Here is a 16,532-nt window from a genome sequence, read left to right as displayed (position 1 = left end):
TATTACTTAGTGCTTTATAATTTCTGTGCTATACTAGCTTTAGAATTGATAACTACTAATAGCATATATGGATAAAATAACTCCTCGAGTTGATTTGGCATTTAAGAAAATCTTTGGTGTTGAAGAGAATAAGGACTTGCTGATATCCTTGATTAATTCAATTGTATCTAAGGAAGATCAAGTGGCAGAACTAACGCTGCTTAATCCATATAATCCAAAAAGCTTTAAGAGTGATAAACTCTCAATATTAGATGTTAAAGCCAAATCCGTTGATGGCAAAAGGTTCAATATTGAAATTCAAATTAGCGATGAAGCTGATTATGATAAGCGAGCTTTATATTATTGGGCTAAATTATATACCGAGCAATTAAAGGTAGCTCAGGACTATTCTACCCTAAGCAAAGCCATTGGTATTCATATTCTAAACTTTACTTCTATTCCGAATGTAACTAAATATCACAATGTTTTCCATATAGTCGAAAAAGATAGTGGCTTGTTATATTTCAAGGACCTCGAATTACATACTATTGAGCTTAATAAGTTTACTGATAATTCTTATGAGGAATTACCTGATATACTGAAAAAAGTAAAAAACTCTCTAGACATGTGGACAGCTTTTCTAACAAGACATGACCTACTTAACAAAGATAATTTACCTAAAGAATTAGACAATGTTGCCTTAAAAAAAGCTCTAACAGTGTTAGATGTTATGAACTTTACTGACGAAGAAAGAGAGGCCTATGAAGACCATCTTAAATGGCTGCGTATCGAAGCTAATACTCTGAAAAAACAACTGGAAAAAGGTAGAGAGGAAGGTAGAGAGGAAGGTATAATAGCTATAGCAAAAGAAATGCTATTAAACAATGAGCCGATGGAAAAAATTATTAAATACACTAAGTTAAGTAAATCTCAAATAGGAAATCTAAAATCATGACTTACGATCCTCAAACTGTTACTGCTATAAAATTATTGGCAGAAAATGCCACGTGTGAATATATTGCCAAAGTTACTGGTTTAAGTATTGAAGAAATCCAAAAACTAAAATCTTCTAGATAATTCCATCTATATCGCTTACCAATGATATATTATGTATAATAGACCAATATTAAGATTAAAGACAAATATAACTCGAGCCAAACACCTAGCGTTAACAATAATGCTGAGCTAGCAAGCAATAATACAGCTCAGCCTGTAATTATACAGACAAACAACCATACCGACATCACTTCCAAAGAGCAAAATACTCAAATTCAATTAAAAGCCCGACCGAAAATATTACTAAGCAAGGATGAATATACTAATATCTTAAACTTGTTTACCAACACCCTATATTGGCTGAAAGATAAGCTGAGTTATAGGTATTCTAATTTCTTAAGAAAAGTTTCAAGTAATTAAGGATAGTACCTAGCTCAAGAGCTGTATTATTTGTAATGAAGTTAGCTCGTCGCTGAATACATATAATACTTTCTTGTTCAATTTCTTGTGGAGGGAATATATATAACAGGCACTCTCCATAATTTTGATGAAAAAAGTCTAAAATGACAGGGACATGCTCTAATTTCATAGTACCTTGCTTCTCATAATAAGCTGACATAATTTCTTGTAACTTCTCTAATGGTAACCCCCTGCCTACAGTGGTTATGCAATTTTGTTGCAAATCACTATGTCTTACAAGTAGAATATCTTCTAATTTGAAATAATCTATAACTTCCTCGATTAACGTCAGTGGTGGATTGAAATGATGGGCTTGTAAATTACTAACAATTAATGAATTAAGGCTTTTGATATGAAGGAAAAATTGCCAAAACCTCTCTTTCTCCTCACGCAAATCTTTTTTGTACGTTAATAATTTTGCTACAAGAGCTATTATTATAGTAATTAACAGAGGGTATGTTATCTGTAATCCATGAATCATATATAATTCTATTACTAATTGTAATGATCCTATACATATAGTTATATTGTTATTTTTATCAATTGCTACATTGATAATTTTTTTATAAATATGAAAAATGGATACACAACATAGGCGTATACTACTATGATTTCAAGAGTTGGTAGACGATAGTATAACTTCACAATAGTGTCGCAATTAAAAAATTTATTGCGTTGTCATTACTTAAACTATGAATTAAATAATATAATACTAATGAGTGGCTTAATTTATAGTAGTATAAGGCATTAACTAATTTATTTTAGAGCTAACACTTGATGTAGTGCTATCAAGTTCATAATGGAAGAAAAAAAGTAAAAAATGCTTGGAAATCAATATGTTAGCTAGCTGTTTCTTGGAAATACCAAACAAAATGTTAAGAATTTGTAGCTCAGAGCAGCAATACGTGGTTAATGCATTGATAAGATATTTGCTTACTAAAGAAGTTGAGACATCATAAATTTCATAATTAATTGTTAGTTTACAATATAGTAAAAAATAAACAGGACAATGTTTGGCTATAATCCCCTAGGTAAGGGGAAACTCCACAAAAGAATCTTTTATTACTTTTTCCCTTATCTAATAATGCGAGTTGCCAATTAATTTATAAGAGCGGAGCTAGGTTTTATGAACGTTTGAGGTTAATTTGTAACATATAAAACACTCAATAAAAACTATATTTTTTAGAAATATGTTTGTATTAAAAATGTTTCAGTATCGAACCTTACATGGATCAACTTTAAATATAACTTTTGCCAGTATAATTAATTGGCAATTCGCGTTAATAGCATTTAAACAAATAATTAAACATTTTGTTTATAATATATTCTTACTAAAGGAAAATATAATTTCCCTTTTAACTCTTTTATGCACTAAACTCAAGATAGAAAATAAAAATTAGAAAACAATAATAAATACTCAAGATTTAGATAAAAATTTATTGGAGTACAAAGTGAGGATAGAGCTAAAAACTTAATTTATTGATAGAACTTGGTTGTCTAGGATAAAGTCAGAGAAAGATGTTAGTAATAATACTTTAACCTTGTTTCATCCAATTTATGTCGCAAGTGATAGAGAATATGGAACAAAGATAAAATGCCAAAGAATAGTCACTAGTGGTGATCTCTTTATAGTGTATGTTTCTAAGACATATAAAGAAGACTTTTTTTATTATTACTTCTCTTAGAAGATTGTGAGCGATAATCACACCTCACTATTACCATTTAATGTGATCTCAAGAGCAGGTCAATTAGCGAGTTCCTATAATTCAAGTTTTGGATCAAGAGAGTAGGGAGATTTGGACTATCCCGAGTCCCCTACAACAACGACAACAGTTAAAAGATAATTGCTATACAAGAAAATATAAGAATCAATTAGAGGTAACCTACTAAAACACATACAAAACGGGGGTAGTATAGAGGAGAAAAACCTATGATATATTTCCAAAATATAAAATCAATAAATGATATTCCATTTACTTCGAGAGAGATAGATGTAATATCATGTATTATCAATATTAGAGGCACAAAAAAAATTGCTGTTATATTAGATATTTCCCCAAGAACAGTTGAAGGACATATACAAAACATTCTATTAAAGACATCATTAAATTCTCAAGAGAGGATTAAAGATTTTATAGAAAATTCAAATGAATTACTATTAATTAAACAACGTTATCTTGACTTAATTATTACTAGTGCTTTCGAAGAACAAATAAAAAAATTATCACACTTATTCAGTCGAGTAAAGAAATCATGTGTAATTGATTATGAAGAGAATGAAATATTAGAGTATATAATAAAATACCTAAAATTATCTAGTGTAGAGGTGGTGTTAAAGACAGATAATGAACTTACTAACTTAGGTAACGAGTGTATCTTAAGGATATTATCGCAAGATAATAGAGTCTGTCATAAAGTTTGTCTTATAGGTTTTAGCAGCACCCACGCTTATAGGTCTGCCGCTATCTTTTTCATCAAAACATATGATTTCTATTTTTTTGAGGAGAAAGGTAAAATACTCCCTTAGTTCAGTTGGTTAATATACACAATCTTTTTAAATTGAAGCAAATTGCATTCATAAAAGCTGCAAATTGATTCTTGGCTATGCCAAGATAGCGTACACGTTTATTATCCTGCGAGAAAACTCTTTCATAAGGTACTCTCAACCTAGTATAGTATTTGTCTAAATCAAAGTTCTTATCCTTCATGTTATTCTTCTTCTTAGCTTGGCTGATAGCAACCTTATTTATTAAGCTAGATTGCATATCAACGCTAACATGCTTTTTATAGCCATACCAAAACTTATTACCACCTTTACAGCCAAGTCTTGCTTGCTTATCATGAGCAATCTTAGGTAAAACTTCGTTATTAAGTTTCTCGTATCTCTTTCTTCTAGCTTTATCTCTCTCTTCCCAAAGATTAGCTTTGGAGATTAAGTGCGATGCATCCACAAAAGTAAAAACTTCACTCATATAGCCTTTTGATCTTAGCTGTTCTCTGAAAATACTAAATATCTCGGAGAGCTTACTTGTACCTATCTTCTTCCTTAGCTTACTAAAAACACTGTGATCAGGGGTAGCTTCTCTAAGATCAAATTCGCAAAACCACTTAGCTGCATTACTATCACTTAAATATCTCTCAAGCTCCCGGTCACTTAAGTCTTCCATAAACTGCAGTAGTAAACACTTAAATAATCTTTCAACCCCATAACCTTTATAATTGCTTGCTGCTTCGACAGATGTTAATTCAGCTTGAATTTTATTAAAATTAAATAACTCTTTGAATTTCCTATATTGATGTTCCTCACTTACTAATTCTTCTAAACTCACCAGCGTTACTTGACTTAATGACATTACTAAACCTACTTTGTTTTTTGTTTATTATACCTCTCTTATCCTTTTCTCGCAACAGTCCCGTTACGGATTCGAGTACCGCATCATTGTCCAAATCACCAGCAGAAGTAGAGTTTCGAAAGAAGTCTAATGAAGAGTGATATGAATTATGAAGTAGTCTTGATTGATGCTACTGAGAGTCCTACAAGTAATATGTACAAATTTTTCTAACGGTAAGAAACATAACTTTAGATTATTTAAGGAATCCAAAATTCTTATCCATCCTAAGGTTAAAGCGATTACTGATACAGGATATCAAGGTATACAAAAAATTCACAATAATTCTGAATTACCAAAGAAAAAAAGCAAGAAAAATCCTTTAACTACAAATGATAAAAAGAATAATCGTAGGTTAGCAGGAAGAAGAGTTGTGAATGAAAACGTTATTGGTATGATAAAACGGTTCATGATCTCTAGTATTTATATATTTTGAACTACGTTAACCAGTTTCAAAAGAGGTCTAATATTGATGCAATTAAAAAGGTATCTATTGCACCAAGAAATATCATGTTTTGCTTGCAACAATATCACGGTACTTAAATGAAATCTTAAATATTATAGAAAAGATTTCTTGTATAATAGGTGAATTTGCAAAATTCTTTTTGCAATATCTATGCCGATTGTAGTAATCTACATTATAGATAGCTACATTACAAATATATGAAAACTGTTTTACCTGAACGCTCCCTGATAATTCAAGAAAGACTTGATAATATCGTCAAAGAAATTCTCGCTGTATCAAAGCACAAGATTGCGATGATTATTTTATTTGGCTCTTACGCTAGAGGAGATTGAGTACAAGATGAGTATAAAAAAGGTCACATTACCTATAGCTATCAAAGTGATCTCGATATTATGTTAATCATGAAGAAAGGCGAACATGCCGGTCTTGCTGGGTTAGCAATAGAAGATAAAATAGAGAAAAGGTTAGAAAAAAAATCATTAAGAAGTCCTTTTGAGTTATGGGTAACTTTAGTGCTAGAATCAATCAAGACGGTAAATAGTCAGTTAGAGAAGGGACATTATTTCTTTTCTGATATAAAAAAAGAAGGAATTCTTTTATATGATAGCGGTGAGTTTCAGCTGGCGGAAGCTAAAAACTTACCATAGCAAGAAAGAAGACAAATAGCTAAAAAAGATTATGAGTATTGGTTTACAAGTGGGAAAGAATTTTTTATAGATTGTAACTATCCATTGAGAAGGGGAAATTATGCTTTATCTACTTTTTACCTTCACCAAGCTACCGAAAGTTTTTATAATGCTATCCTGTTAGTTTTTTCTGACTATAAGCCAAAGTTACACGACATCAGAAAATTAGGTAGTATAGCCGGAAATTACAACGAAGAATTATGGCAAATATTTCCTCATTCCAGCATTGAACAAAGGCAATGTTTTAGATTACTTGAACAGGCTTATATTGAAGCTCGCTATAACAAAGATTATAAGATAACTAAAGAACAGCTACTTTACCTTATTGATAGAGTTAAAAAATTAAAAACAGTGACGGAAAAAATTTGCTTGGAAAGGATTAATAAAGAGATAATTTAAGCCCCTTAAATAGACAAAGTAAGTCTATAAACGCGATGACCTATAAGTTTGAGGGTATTGGGATATAGTAGTTTTGTTGTTATGAATTATTATATGTGTGATTTATAGACCTTGTTACAACAGAAATGTAAGATAAAATTACGACTTATCTTTTAGTACGTAATATATTTTTTTGTTTAATAGCAGATTTAAATTTTTGGTCATACTTGTAATTCTGTATAGCAAAAGTTTCTTTTGAAGAATCATAACTTTTATGTACTTCTTCTATAGAAGGAATAGTATGTCCGAGTTCTTTATATTTCTCCCATGGAGTTCTACCATGCAGAGAACTATGCGATCGATGCTTATTATAATACTCTTCCCAAATCATAAGCTTACTCTGAAGCTCTTGTTCCTTAGGATCAGTGCTACTATAAAATTCGTCTAAATCTGTTCTTTGTGATCTTTCTACCTTACCATTCAAGTGAGGAGATAATGGTTTGATAGGGCGAAACCTGACCTTCTTCTTCTGCAAATATTCTTGTACCACATAAGCAAAAAATTCCTGACCTCTATCAGTTTGTAGACGTTGTATAGGAAAAGGCATACGTTCTATAACCTGCTCCAAAAAAGTTACAGTATTTGTAGCAGTACGCCGATTATATAAAGCCAATACCTTATACCTAGTGCAATCGTCTATGGCAGTATATTGGTATAAATTATTAGCGATTTTACAAACGTCCATTTGCACCCTTTCTCCTAGAATCTTAGAACTATAACGTTTAATCTGTTTACGATAATGACGTTTTAAATTCAACGGAGCTATATTATGTTTTTTAAGCACTTTATGTATAGTAGCTGTAGAAAATGAGATACCATATAAACGCTTTAATTCACTATGAATGCGTCGTGATCCTAGATTCCTTTCTTTCCTTAACTTAAGTATAAGATTTTCATCAACTTCACTTCTTTTTTGAAAAGGAAAATTTTTGGGCTTACTACTAATATCACACAAACCATTTTTACCTAATACTTCATAGCGTTTATACCACTTGCGTAATGTAAAGCGTGAAATACCATAATGTTCGCATACCTTTCCTGCATGCTCTAACTGTTTATATAACTTAATCCAACTCAAACGCAACTTAATCTTAGCATCCATTACAAATGACCTTGTAAGTCCCTAACTTAATTCCTATTATAACAAGTTGTAGTAATCAAGTTTTTTAATAATTAGATACTATTTTATCTTACATTTCTGTTGTAACAAGGTCTATAAATCACACAACTGACCAAAAATGGGCAAATGTCGATCAAAGATGGACTAACTCTGACATCATACTTACACAATCTTTCTGATAGACCCTGAGTTTGCCGTAACTTAAGCCCAAATAAACATCTAATTTCTAAACATCTCAATATCGCTGTATCACTATAACGTCTAGGTCTTCCACGCTTTCTCTTCTTGTCCTGATCATCATACCAACCTTCAGCTAAATTGCTGGCCATCATAAAATCTATACGACCTCTATTGCGTAAAAAGTAATTATATTCTGACCAGTTGATAATTTTATATTTGGAATGTTTCCGGGATTGACTGAATGGTTCTTTTTTCTTCTCTCTTGTCAATTCTGATTTCTTTTTAATTTCTCTCCTTTCTATCAGATTATTTATACTTGTAGCGTGATATTGTTACAACTAAAAACTTATTCTTACAATTTTCTATATTATTTTTCTTATTATCACTAGTAAAATTATTAATTAGTCTTAATATAAATTACTTATCATTTAACTTGACGGTGTAATATAAAGTTTTCAAAAAGAAAAGTATCTTATACCAGTACTCATTCTTGGTAGTCCTTATGTCTTTGGAAAACGAATACTATCACACATTTTGTTCATAGAACCTAGAGAGTTTAATAAGTGCAATTTAATGTTGCATAAATAGTGTAAAATAATTTTGCAAATGACAGTTTAAGCCAAAATTATGAGTAAAATGGATAAAAAAGTTTGTATTATAGGGTTAGGATATATAGGTTTTCCTATTGCTTGTGTTTTAGCAAATTCAGGCTATTCAGTTCTCGGGGTAGATATTGATGAAAAGGTAATATTGAGAATAAATACAACTAATCATATTACTTTTGAAGCAGAAGTAAAAGATTTATTTATAAAAGGAATGCATGATGGGAATATCAAAATATCTACAAAGATTGAACATTCCGATATTTATATAATTACTGTACAAACTCCTTTAAATTTAGAAAACAAACCAGATATCTCTTATGTAAATGCAGCAATTGAATCTATTACACCTTATCTTAGAACTGATAATTTGGTTCTTATTGAATCAACATGCCCGATAGGAACAACCGAGATAATGGCTAAACAACTTCGAGCTGTTTGTGCTAATATATGTGTAGCTTATTGTCCAGAAAGAATATTACCTAGTAATATTCTTAATGAATTAATACATAATGATAGGGTTATAGGGGGAATAGACAGACAATCTGGGATACGAGCATCTGATTTTTATAGATCATTTATTCATGGTGGGATAGAAGTTACTGATTCAAAAACAGCAGAAGCAGTTAAGCTTGCAGAAAATACCTATCGTGATATTAACATTGCTTATGCTAATGAGTTATCTATGATTGCTGATCATATTAATATAAACATAAATGAATTGATTTGGTTAGCGAACAAGCATCCTCGTGTAAATATTTTACAACCAAGTCCAGGTGTGGGTGGTCATTGTATAGCTATAGACCCGTACTTTTTAGCAAATGCAGCACCTAGATTTGCCCAGTTAACACTAAAAGCAAGGGAAGTTAATATCAATAAAACTAATTGGGTAATTCAGAAAATAAATAAAGTAGCAAAAGAAAATAATGTTAGAACCATAGCTTGTTTAGGTCTAACTTATAAACCTAATGTACCTGACACTAGACAATCACCGGCTATCATAATAACTGAGACTCTTAAACAAGAATTTGATGTTATTGATTTTGATCCATATGTTAAAAATATAAAATCAATAAATTATTTACTAATAAAAGCAGATATGGTGGTTGTGTTAGTTGCTCACAATGAATTTTTGGATATATCTAACCATTTGTTTCATGAAAAAATTTTTCTTGATTTTACCGGAGTATTTATAAAATGAAAACAGTAATGACAGTAATAGGGACACGACCTGAGGCGATAAAACTTGCCCCTGTTATTACAGCTTTTAAGGATAATAAGTATTTTAAGAATGAGATATGTATAACCGGACAACATACATCTTTACTTGATTCTTTGCTTTTAGATATGAACATTAAAGTCAGTTATCAATTTGAACCTATAGAAAGTAATGGTTCTCTTTGCCAAAGTGCAGTGCATATGTTATCACAATTTAGTAATATATTAGAAAAATCAAGACCAAATTTAATTATTGTTCAAGGAGATACTACAACAGCTTTTGTAGCAGCCCTTGCTAGTTTCTATTTGCGTATACCATTAGCACATATTGAAGCAGGTTTGAGGACAGGTAATATATATTCACCATGGCCTGAGGAAGTACATAGATGTTTTATAGATAAACTTAGTACTTATTTTTTTACGCCAACCAATCAAGCAAAAATCAATCTTATCAAAGAAGGGGTACAAGTTGATAAAATTTGGGTAGTAGGTAATACATCCATAGATGCAGTAAGACTTGTTAATAACAAATTATATAGATTGGAAACAGATTATAAATCAAAATTTATCTTAGTCACAATTCATAGAAGAGAAAATCATGGTGAAGTGCTAAAGGAAGTTTGTAAAGCTTTACATAATATTTCTAAACGGTTTTTAGATATAAAAATAATATTTTGTTTACATCCTAATCCTTCTATAAGTAAGGCTGTGAAGAAGTTATTATCAGATATAGATAATATTGATTTAGTTTCACCAATAGATCATATTCTATTTATTAAATTGCTAAAAGAATGTCTTTTTGTAATAACTGATTCTGGAGGGATACAAGAAGAAGTAACATTTATTGGAAAGCCTGTACTCATTATTAGAGATACAACTGAAAGATTAGAAGTAATTGAAGCTAATACAGGTATATTAGTAGGAACAAAATCAGTTAATATTATAAAGAATTGCAATAATTTATTAAAAAATCCAAATTTGCTGGCTGCAATGTCAAGAGTGCATTTTCCTTATGGGGATGGTTACGCAGCAGAGAAGATAGTTAATATCTTGGAACAAGAATTTAAAAAAGAAACTATATGCAAAAGTTAGGTATTCTATTTTTTGCTGATCGTCTTCCTCCATTAATCGGTGGCATGGAAATGCATGCCAAATATTTTACAGAATATTTCACTACTCATTCTAGGTTTCCTATTTTGAGTATAATTACAAAAAATGCTGAAGGGCAAGATTGTATTATATTAAACAAAGAAACTAAACCAATAAATTTAAATAAATTAGATAATGTATTTAATCCAGTTATTATATTTTTTAATAGTGGGCGATGGATAGAAGATCTTAAACAACTTCGTAATATATTCCCAAAAACTAAATTTATATACCGTACAGGTGGTAATGAAATTTTGAAAGCTTCTTTGATTAGTGGAAAAATGTCAGAATATATTATGCGGCGATCATATTGGGTTGATATTTTAAATGATACTGTAGATTTATTAATAACCAATTCTACTTACACGGAAAATCGTTTAAGTAAAATTGGTATAAAATGTCCTTTTAAACGTTTTGTAGGTGGAGTAAATATATCTGCATTAAAGGCAGCTAGGATTTTAGATAATAAACCTTTTACTATCTTCTGTGCCGCTCGTTTTGTTCCATATAAAAATCATTCTTTAATGATATCTTTGGTTCATGAGTTAGTGTTAAGAGGCTATAGCTTTAAGTTGAGGTTAGCCGGGGAAGGTCCTTTACTTGAACAAATAAAAGGACTAGTAGATAAGAATGATCTGAGTTCAGTTGTAGAATTTCTTGGAGTACTCGAAAATGAAAAAATATGTGAAGAGATTATCAATGCAGATATTTACATGCAATTAAGTTGTGATAAAGTAACAGAAGTTCCCGGTGGTTCATATATTCATTCAGAAGGAATGGGACGTTCTATTTTAGAGGCTTTAACAGCAGGAACTTTTATAATAGCTGGTAACAGTGGTGCTTTGCCAGAGGTTATTACAGCCGATCGTGGATTACTGGTTAACTTCAATGATTTTCAACAAATAGTTAATCAGGTTGAACAGATTTTAAAATATCCTCAAGTTAGAAAGCCTTTGGACGATAAATTTTGTTGGTTAAAAATTTTTAAAGGTTATGAAGAATTATTTAAGGATATATCTAACCCGATAAGGGTTTAGATATAAAAATTTCTTTTACCAACATATTTTGTTTAATCAATGATTTTTGTAAGTATTTACATACAGAATAAAGTAAATCTTTTGTTACCAAATCCTAAAAGTAAAGGTGTATCTAAACATGAAAATATTATTAGTTACAGAAAAATTTAGTCCTGATAAAACTCAACGTGATGGTGGAGCTAGGTTGGTAGATACCCTAAAAAGAGGTTTTAAAAACTGCTTAAGCATAATGCAATTTGGTGGACAAACCAATTCGTCAGCAACTTGGAGTTTTGATTATCCTGTGAATTTGGATAATCGGTTTGAAAAAAGGCTTGCTAATGCTGAGTTTATTGCAAAAAAAGTAAAATCTGTTGAACAGCAATTTACTCATATAATTTTTATCCATATATCAATGCAATTTGGGTTTATTGATATTAAATTACGGGAAGAGATAAAAACATGGACTTTCCCTATGTTTTTGACGCCTTCTTACCAAGCATCTAGCGAAAACGTGCCATCCAAATATACAGAAATGGAGTTTTTGACTCTAGCTAATACTCAAAATGTCTTAACACCAAGTTACTTGGAAAAAAAGCAATTAATAGAATTTTATGCAGTTTCGAAACGAAAGATTCAAGTAGTTCCAAGAGGTGTAGATACAAGTTTACTTATACCTAAAATTCGTTTTTTTAATAAACTACCGGTATTTTGTAGTTTAGGTAGCATCAAGCCTCAAAAAAATACTCTTGGATTAATAGATTTATTTGCTAAAGTGAAAAACAGATTCTCTGAGGCAACACTCCGTATCATTGGACCAGTTCAAAATCAGGAATATTATAATGCGGTTAAGAATAAAATTAAAAAATTGGGACTTGATAACATTATAGAATTAACCGGCTATATACCTCCAGCTAAACTTGCATCGGCTATTGAAGATTCACACATTCATATCTCTACCTCAACTTGTGAAACCTTTGGTCGCTCAATCTTTGAAACTCTTGCTTCTGGTATACCGAATATAGCAAGAATACAAAATAATGCTGCCGCTGAATTCTTATCAGATTTACCTTATGCTAAGTTCGTAAGTAATAATAATGAAGCACTAGATGCTATTGAAGAAGTGCTTAATAATCTACCTAAACTATCAGAAATGTCGCTTGAAATTGGTAAACTTTATAGTGAAAAAATACTTGAGAGGTTACTTGTAGCAAAAATTCATAATAAAAAAGCTGTAGCTATAAGTGATTTTGACGGTACACTTTTTCATAAAAATGATTATGAAAGAACAAAAAAATGCATGTCAAAATTCCAGCAATTTTCAACAAAAATTATATGTAGTGCACGTTCACTTAATGATTTGCTTAAAGAGATTAGACAGAACAATCTAAAAGTAGATTGGATTATAGCCTATAGCGGTGCTGTAATTGCTGACGGTGAAGGTAATATACTATTTATTACCCCAATTGATTTGAAAGATATTAAAAAGTTACAATCCTTAGTTCCAGAAGCAAGGAAGATAACTGTGTCAAAACAAGTTGTGCAAATGTCTATGCCAATAAGTTTATTACTAGATATTTTTGATTTGCATGTTGAAATTTATCAAGAAATAGCTTTTGTAGCTAATTGGCAGTCCTCAAAATTACGTGCAATTCATAGACTTTTAAATCATATTAGTTGGTCTGGAACAGTTGAAGCATTTGGAGATAGTGAATACGATAAAGAATTTTTAACTTACTTTGGTGGAAAGTTTGTTAAAACTATTAATAGAGTTCTTGTGTAATTAAACGATCGTTTAATTACACAAGAACTCTATTATAAGGTATCAAAAAAATTAGTAACTTAATAAAAACGGAGGAATGTATGAGTGATTCATATTACAAAGGCTATTGGATGATAACAAATCGTTGTAATTTAAGATGCAGTTATTGTGTACTTGAAGATGCACCGCATCAGCTCAAGGCAGAACTTAATCTAGAAGCCAAGAAAGAATTAGTGAGCCATTTGTATCACAAACTTAACTTTCGCCGTCTTACATTATCAGGTGGAGAAGTAATTATTTTTGGTAAACATCCACCAAAAGAGTTCATTGAGTTACTTCGTCATATTCGAAAATTTCGCTCAGAAGATCCAGCTAAAAACTTAACTATAGAGCTTTATACCAATGGTACTTACTTAGATGAAAATGTTGTTAATGAAATGCAGGGAGTAGTCGATATTGTTGCTGTTACGATTGATAGTACTGAAGATAGTTTTTTGACAGAAATTGGTAGAAATTTTGGTGGATATAAGGAGTATTATAAAAATATTATGAATAAATGTAGCTTAATTTCAAAGGCTGGTATTGAATTAAAGTTTCACAGTGTTATTAGTACTAAAAATTATTTAACATTACCGAGTCAAGTTAAAGATATTCTTAATTCTCTAAAAAGTGTAGGTGGTAACTTATCATGCTGGAAATTTTATCAATATATGTCATACGACAACCCTGAAAAAGATAATGCCCATGCAATCTCAACTAAAATGTATGAACAGTTTAAGGATAGTAGTATGGAAGCCTTATCAGGAAGAAGAATAAGTTTGCATTTTAAGGATAATAAAGAAATGGATGCTTCATTATTTAATATCTTGTCTTATGGTAATGCACAATATATGAGAGATGATGATACATGGTCAACTAGTAAACGTACCGAAGACTTGCGTTCTTATGGTTCAATGTCAGAATTATTTGCAAAGCATGATATTAACGAAGAACGTTTTCGTAAATTTCATGAGATGTGCTTATGAGTGTTATAGTAACTGTTGACCTTGATTGGGCATGTGAACCTGCTATAGAAGGAATCTTAGCTTTTTTAGAAGATAAAAAGATTACTCCTACTATTTTTAGTACCCATAATTCATCTATAGTAGAAGCCGCTATAAATAAAATTGAAATAGGACTCCATCCGTATTTTGGTACAAATTCATCACATGGTACTACAATTTCAGAGGTAGTAAAGCACGTTATGGATTTGCCTCATAATTTGGCAGCTTTCCGTTGTCATCGGTTTGCCACATGTAATTTATCTAAGCAAGCTATGTTTGAGGCAGGTATGTTAATATCATCAAATGTATGTACGGATCTAGAAATAATTACTCCTTTTAAAGATCGGTTTGGTTTTCTTGAAGTCCCTATTTCTTTGGAAGATGGTGGATATTTGTGGCGTAATCACCCAATGCAACTGGATGAAAGGTTGCGGAATATTGTTTTGAATCAAGCAACAAAAGTTATTACTATTCACCCTATGCATTTTGCTATAAATACTCCCTATTTTGCTTACATGTATGATATTAAACAATCAGTAAGTCGGGAAGAATGGAAAAATATGACTAAATCTACCCTTAATAAGCTTAAGTGGCAAGGTTATGGGATTAGAAATCTAATTATTGAACTATTAGGAATAGTACCGGAAACCTCACCTTTAAGAACGTTAATTAACCACGAGTTAGGACTGCATAATTATCCATAATAGTTGCCTTGATTATAAAATTGAAGTGGTCTATTTTAAGACACCGAAAAAAATCTTCTTTAGGATATTGCCACTGGTCTTGAGAAAAAAAGTATTTGCCTGAACTTTCTCGAAGTATAGACAAAAATTTAGTCAAATTTGTCTTTTTTCCATTAATGAGATCTTTAATATATTCAGCACAAACATTATCTTCTAGGGAAGGAGTTGTACCCTCATGTCCCATAGGAATTATTATAACTTTTGCATTTGATAGTGTTTTAATATATTCGGCAGTTGCACCTGCATTAACAAAACCTGCGGCAAGTATTATATCTGCTTCCTTAGCAAGAAGAACTCCCCAAGCCCCTGCTTCTGTCCTATGTAATACACTTCTACCAGCTATAGTAACAGCTCTAACTCTTGTTGGAGAATTTGGAATATCATAAATGAGATCTACTCCTTTTTCTGATTTCCCAATTAATAAAGGGTTATTAAAATTTGTTGCCAAACGAGAAATGATAGTACTTTCTTTTGCCAGCATATATATTGTTGGATTACGGTCTAGGACATAAGCCGCTGTAGTAAAAGCACGAAATACATCAATAATTACTACCACCTGAATTTGGTGCTTTTTATTAAACCTTAATTGTGTTGGTGATATTATATATATTTTTTGGCAACCTGAGTCACATAGTGAGGTCATCTTTTTTTTTGTGTACAACCACTAAATATAAATAATATAATAATCACTAAGTAATGATATTGTTTCATAAGAAAAATTTAATTTTATTTAGTTTTTAAATCCTAATTACATATGTTGTACTTGCATGTATCTTAACACCAATAAGTCTATTCAAGACCATTCAAAAGCAGAGGCAAAGCTAAATTTGAATTAGAAATCTACATCAAATCATTGGACTTATATCTTTAAGATATACTTTAAATTGGTAAATCTTAGTATTGTCAGACATATAAAAGCAAATTGACCTAATCACAACTTGCTCTATGATTAGATTTTTAGAATGAATGTTTAACTTGCTACAGATAAAGTACGTATTTTTTGTTCTGTGGTCTTCCAACCGTTATCTTCGGCAAATTCCAAATCGTATTGATTCTGCATGTTCATCCACCAGCGAGGATTCACATTAAAGTATTTCCCAAGCCTTAGAGCAGTATCAGCTGTGATAGAACGATGGTGTTTAATTATATTATGTATACGGGTAACAGGTACACCAATATCACGAGCTAGTTGGCTTTGACTTATTCCCATAGGCTCTATAAATTCTTCAAGAAGAATTTGACCAGGTGAAATAAGGGATAATTTCTTTGTCATAGCTAATACCTCT

At 31.0% G+C, this 16,532-nt stretch carries 18 protein-coding genes and 1 pseudogene; 13 read left to right on the top strand and 6 right to left on the bottom strand.

The window, feature by feature from the left end; all coding sequences use genetic code 11:
- The first annotated feature begins 67 nt into the window (after positions 1–67).
- Both ACFEL2_RS02130 and ACFEL2_RS02125 read left to right on the top strand, forming a co-directional pair.
- Positions 68–934, top strand: a complete 867-nt coding sequence (locus tag ACFEL2_RS02130) for an Rpn family recombination-promoting nuclease/putative transposase (protein WP_341751229.1) — start codon at positions 68–70, stop codon at positions 932–934.
- Positions 931–1,056: a hypothetical protein gene (locus tag ACFEL2_RS02125; RefSeq protein ID WP_341751230.1), complete on the top strand. Its 126-nt coding sequence runs from the start codon at positions 931–933 to the stop codon at positions 1,054–1,056. The genes ACFEL2_RS02130 and ACFEL2_RS02125 overlap by 4 nt, the downstream gene beginning before the upstream one ends.
- A gap of 307 nt (positions 1,057–1,363) precedes the next feature.
- Here ACFEL2_RS02125 and ACFEL2_RS02120 read toward each other — a convergent pair whose 3' ends face one another.
- Positions 1,364–1,915, bottom strand: coding sequence for a hypothetical protein (locus ACFEL2_RS02120; RefSeq protein ID WP_341751231.1), 552 nt, complete (start codon positions 1,913–1,915; stop codon positions 1,364–1,366).
- Between the two features lie 1,449 nt (positions 1,916–3,364).
- Here ACFEL2_RS02120 and ACFEL2_RS02115 point away from each other — a divergent pair.
- The gene (locus tag ACFEL2_RS02115) at positions 3,365–3,961 is read left to right on the top strand and encodes a helix-turn-helix transcriptional regulator (RefSeq protein WP_341751232.1); all 597 of its coding nucleotides are present in this window, start codon (positions 3,365–3,367) and stop codon (positions 3,959–3,961) included.
- Between the two features lies 1 nt (position 3,962).
- On the opposite strand, the gene ACFEL2_RS02110 is transcribed toward ACFEL2_RS02115, so the two are convergent.
- A complete protein-coding gene (locus tag ACFEL2_RS02110; RefSeq protein WP_341751233.1) occupies positions 3,963–4,787 on the bottom strand; it encodes a transposase in 825 nt (274 codons plus the stop codon).
- A 120-nt stretch (positions 4,788–4,907) separates the two neighbouring features.
- Between ACFEL2_RS02110 and ACFEL2_RS02105 the strand changes: the two are divergent.
- From ACFEL2_RS02105 to ACFEL2_RS02090, 4 genes and pseudogenes are all read left to right on the top strand, one after another.
- A pseudogene (locus ACFEL2_RS02105) lies at positions 4,908–5,238 on the top strand (transposase family protein); the annotation flags it as partial.
- Positions 5,239–5,486: 248 nt separating this feature from the next.
- Positions 5,487–5,621 carry a hypothetical protein gene (locus ACFEL2_RS02100; RefSeq protein WP_341751234.1) on the top strand — a complete coding sequence of 45 codons (135 nt, stop codon included), beginning with the start codon at positions 5,487–5,489 and terminating at the stop codon, positions 5,619–5,621.
- A gap of 69 nt (positions 5,622–5,690) precedes the next feature.
- Positions 5,691–5,936, top strand: coding sequence for a hypothetical protein (locus tag ACFEL2_RS02095; RefSeq protein WP_341751235.1), 246 nt, complete (start codon positions 5,691–5,693; stop codon positions 5,934–5,936).
- Between the two features lie 15 nt (positions 5,937–5,951).
- On the top strand, positions 5,952–6,374 hold the full coding sequence (locus tag ACFEL2_RS02090; RefSeq protein ID WP_375332359.1) for a HEPN domain-containing protein: 423 nt from the start codon (positions 5,952–5,954) through the stop codon (positions 6,372–6,374).
- Between the two features lie 145 nt (positions 6,375–6,519).
- Here the strand turns inward: ACFEL2_RS02090 and ACFEL2_RS02085 are convergent, their stop codons facing one another.
- Together ACFEL2_RS02085 and ACFEL2_RS02080 are read right to left on the bottom strand one after the other, a co-directional pair.
- Positions 6,520–7,515 (bottom strand): IS481 family transposase, encoded by a 996-nt coding sequence (locus ACFEL2_RS02085; RefSeq protein WP_341751237.1) that lies wholly within the window; start codon positions 7,513–7,515, stop codon positions 6,520–6,522.
- Between the two features lie 83 nt (positions 7,516–7,598).
- Positions 7,599–7,982, bottom strand: a complete 384-nt coding sequence (locus ACFEL2_RS02080; RefSeq protein ID WP_341751238.1) for a transposase — start codon at positions 7,980–7,982, stop codon at positions 7,599–7,601.
- A gap of 358 nt (positions 7,983–8,340) precedes the next feature.
- Here ACFEL2_RS02080 and ACFEL2_RS02075 point away from each other — a divergent pair, with 358 nt between their 5' ends.
- The 6 genes from ACFEL2_RS02075 (at position 8,341) to ACFEL2_RS02050 (ending at position 15,207) form a co-directional block, all read left to right on the top strand.
- On the top strand, positions 8,341–9,516 hold the full coding sequence (locus tag ACFEL2_RS02075) for a nucleotide sugar dehydrogenase (protein ID WP_375332134.1): 1,176 nt from the start codon (positions 8,341–8,343) through the stop codon (positions 9,514–9,516).
- Positions 9,517–9,524: 8 nt separating this feature from the next.
- On the top strand, positions 9,525–10,625 hold the full coding sequence (gene wecB / locus ACFEL2_RS02070; protein WP_375332133.1) for a non-hydrolyzing UDP-N-acetylglucosamine 2-epimerase: 1,101 nt from the start codon (positions 9,525–9,527) through the stop codon (positions 10,623–10,625).
- Positions 10,613–11,719, top strand: coding sequence for a glycosyltransferase family 4 protein (locus tag ACFEL2_RS02065; protein ID WP_341751241.1), 1,107 nt, complete (start codon positions 10,613–10,615; stop codon positions 11,717–11,719). The genes wecB and ACFEL2_RS02065 overlap by 13 nt, the downstream gene beginning before the upstream one ends.
- 118 nt (positions 11,720–11,837) lie before the next feature.
- Positions 11,838–13,481, top strand: a complete 1,644-nt coding sequence (locus ACFEL2_RS02060; protein ID WP_341751242.1) for a glycosyltransferase — start codon at positions 11,838–11,840, stop codon at positions 13,479–13,481.
- Between the two features lie 80 nt (positions 13,482–13,561).
- Entirely contained in the window at positions 13,562–14,485 is a 924-nt protein-coding gene (locus tag ACFEL2_RS02055) for a radical SAM protein (protein ID WP_341751243.1), read from the top strand.
- Entirely contained in the window at positions 14,482–15,207 is a 726-nt protein-coding gene (locus ACFEL2_RS02050; RefSeq protein ID WP_341751244.1) for a hypothetical protein, read from the top strand. Before ACFEL2_RS02055 ends, ACFEL2_RS02050 begins: the two co-directional genes overlap by 4 nt.
- Here ACFEL2_RS02050 and ACFEL2_RS02045 read toward each other — a convergent pair.
- Positions 15,173–15,889, bottom strand: coding sequence for a 2-phosphosulfolactate phosphatase (locus ACFEL2_RS02045; protein ID WP_341751245.1), 717 nt, complete (start codon positions 15,887–15,889; stop codon positions 15,173–15,175). The two genes, ACFEL2_RS02050 and ACFEL2_RS02045, sit on opposite strands and share 35 nt — an antisense overlap.
- 327 nt (positions 15,890–16,216) lie before the next feature.
- Complete coding sequence (locus ACFEL2_RS02040; protein WP_341751246.1) at positions 16,217–16,519, bottom strand: HigA family addiction module antitoxin; 303 nt, start codon at positions 16,517–16,519, stop codon at positions 16,217–16,219.
- Positions 16,520–16,532: the final 13 nt, after the last annotated feature.

Origin of the sequence: Candidatus Tisiphia endosymbiont of Temnostethus pusillus (genome assembly GCF_964264675.1) — a bacterium.
Classification (GTDB): Bacteria; Pseudomonadota; Alphaproteobacteria; order Rickettsiales; family Rickettsiaceae; genus Tisiphia.
The sequence above is the reverse complement of the archived record's forward strand: the minus strand, read 5'-3'. Positions and strand labels throughout refer to the sequence as shown.

Coding starts and splice junctions, on each gene's coding strand:
- ACFEL2_RS02130 (WP_341751229.1), top strand. CDS start 68: ATGGATAAAATAACTCCTCGAGTTGATTTGGCATTTAAGAAAATCTTT.
- ACFEL2_RS02125 (WP_341751230.1), top strand. CDS start 931: ATGACTTACGATCCTCAAACTGTTACTGCTATAAAATTATTGGCAGAA.
- ACFEL2_RS02120 (WP_341751231.1), bottom strand. CDS start 1,915: ATGATTCATGGATTACAGATAACATACCCTCTGTTAATTACTATAATA.
- ACFEL2_RS02115 (WP_341751232.1), top strand. CDS start 3,365: ATGATATATTTCCAAAATATAAAATCAATAAATGATATTCCATTTACT.
- ACFEL2_RS02110 (WP_341751233.1), bottom strand. CDS start 4,787: ATGTCATTAAGTCAAGTAACGCTGGTGAGTTTAGAAGAATTAGTAAGT.
- ACFEL2_RS02100 (WP_341751234.1), top strand. CDS start 5,487: ATGAAAACTGTTTTACCTGAACGCTCCCTGATAATTCAAGAAAGACTT.
- ACFEL2_RS02095 (WP_341751235.1), top strand. CDS start 5,691: ATGAAGAAAGGCGAACATGCCGGTCTTGCTGGGTTAGCAATAGAAGAT.
- ACFEL2_RS02085 (WP_341751237.1), bottom strand. CDS start 7,515: ATGGATGCTAAGATTAAGTTGCGTTTGAGTTGGATTAAGTTATATAAA.
- ACFEL2_RS02075 (WP_375332134.1), top strand. CDS start 8,341: ATGAGTAAAATGGATAAAAAAGTTTGTATTATAGGGTTAGGATATATA.
- wecB (WP_375332133.1), top strand. CDS start 9,525: ATGACAGTAATAGGGACACGACCTGAGGCGATAAAACTTGCCCCTGTT.
- ACFEL2_RS02065 (WP_341751241.1), top strand. CDS start 10,613: ATGCAAAAGTTAGGTATTCTATTTTTTGCTGATCGTCTTCCTCCATTA.
- ACFEL2_RS02060 (WP_341751242.1), top strand. CDS start 11,838: ATGAAAATATTATTAGTTACAGAAAAATTTAGTCCTGATAAAACTCAA.
- ACFEL2_RS02055 (WP_341751243.1), top strand. CDS start 13,562: ATGAGTGATTCATATTACAAAGGCTATTGGATGATAACAAATCGTTGT.
- ACFEL2_RS02050 (WP_341751244.1), top strand. CDS start 14,482: ATGAGTGTTATAGTAACTGTTGACCTTGATTGGGCATGTGAACCTGCT.
- ACFEL2_RS02045 (WP_341751245.1), bottom strand. CDS start 15,889: ATGACCTCACTATGTGACTCAGGTTGCCAAAAAATATATATAATATCA.
- ACFEL2_RS02040 (WP_341751246.1), bottom strand. CDS start 16,519: ATGACAAAGAAATTATCCCTTATTTCACCTGGTCAAATTCTTCTTGAA.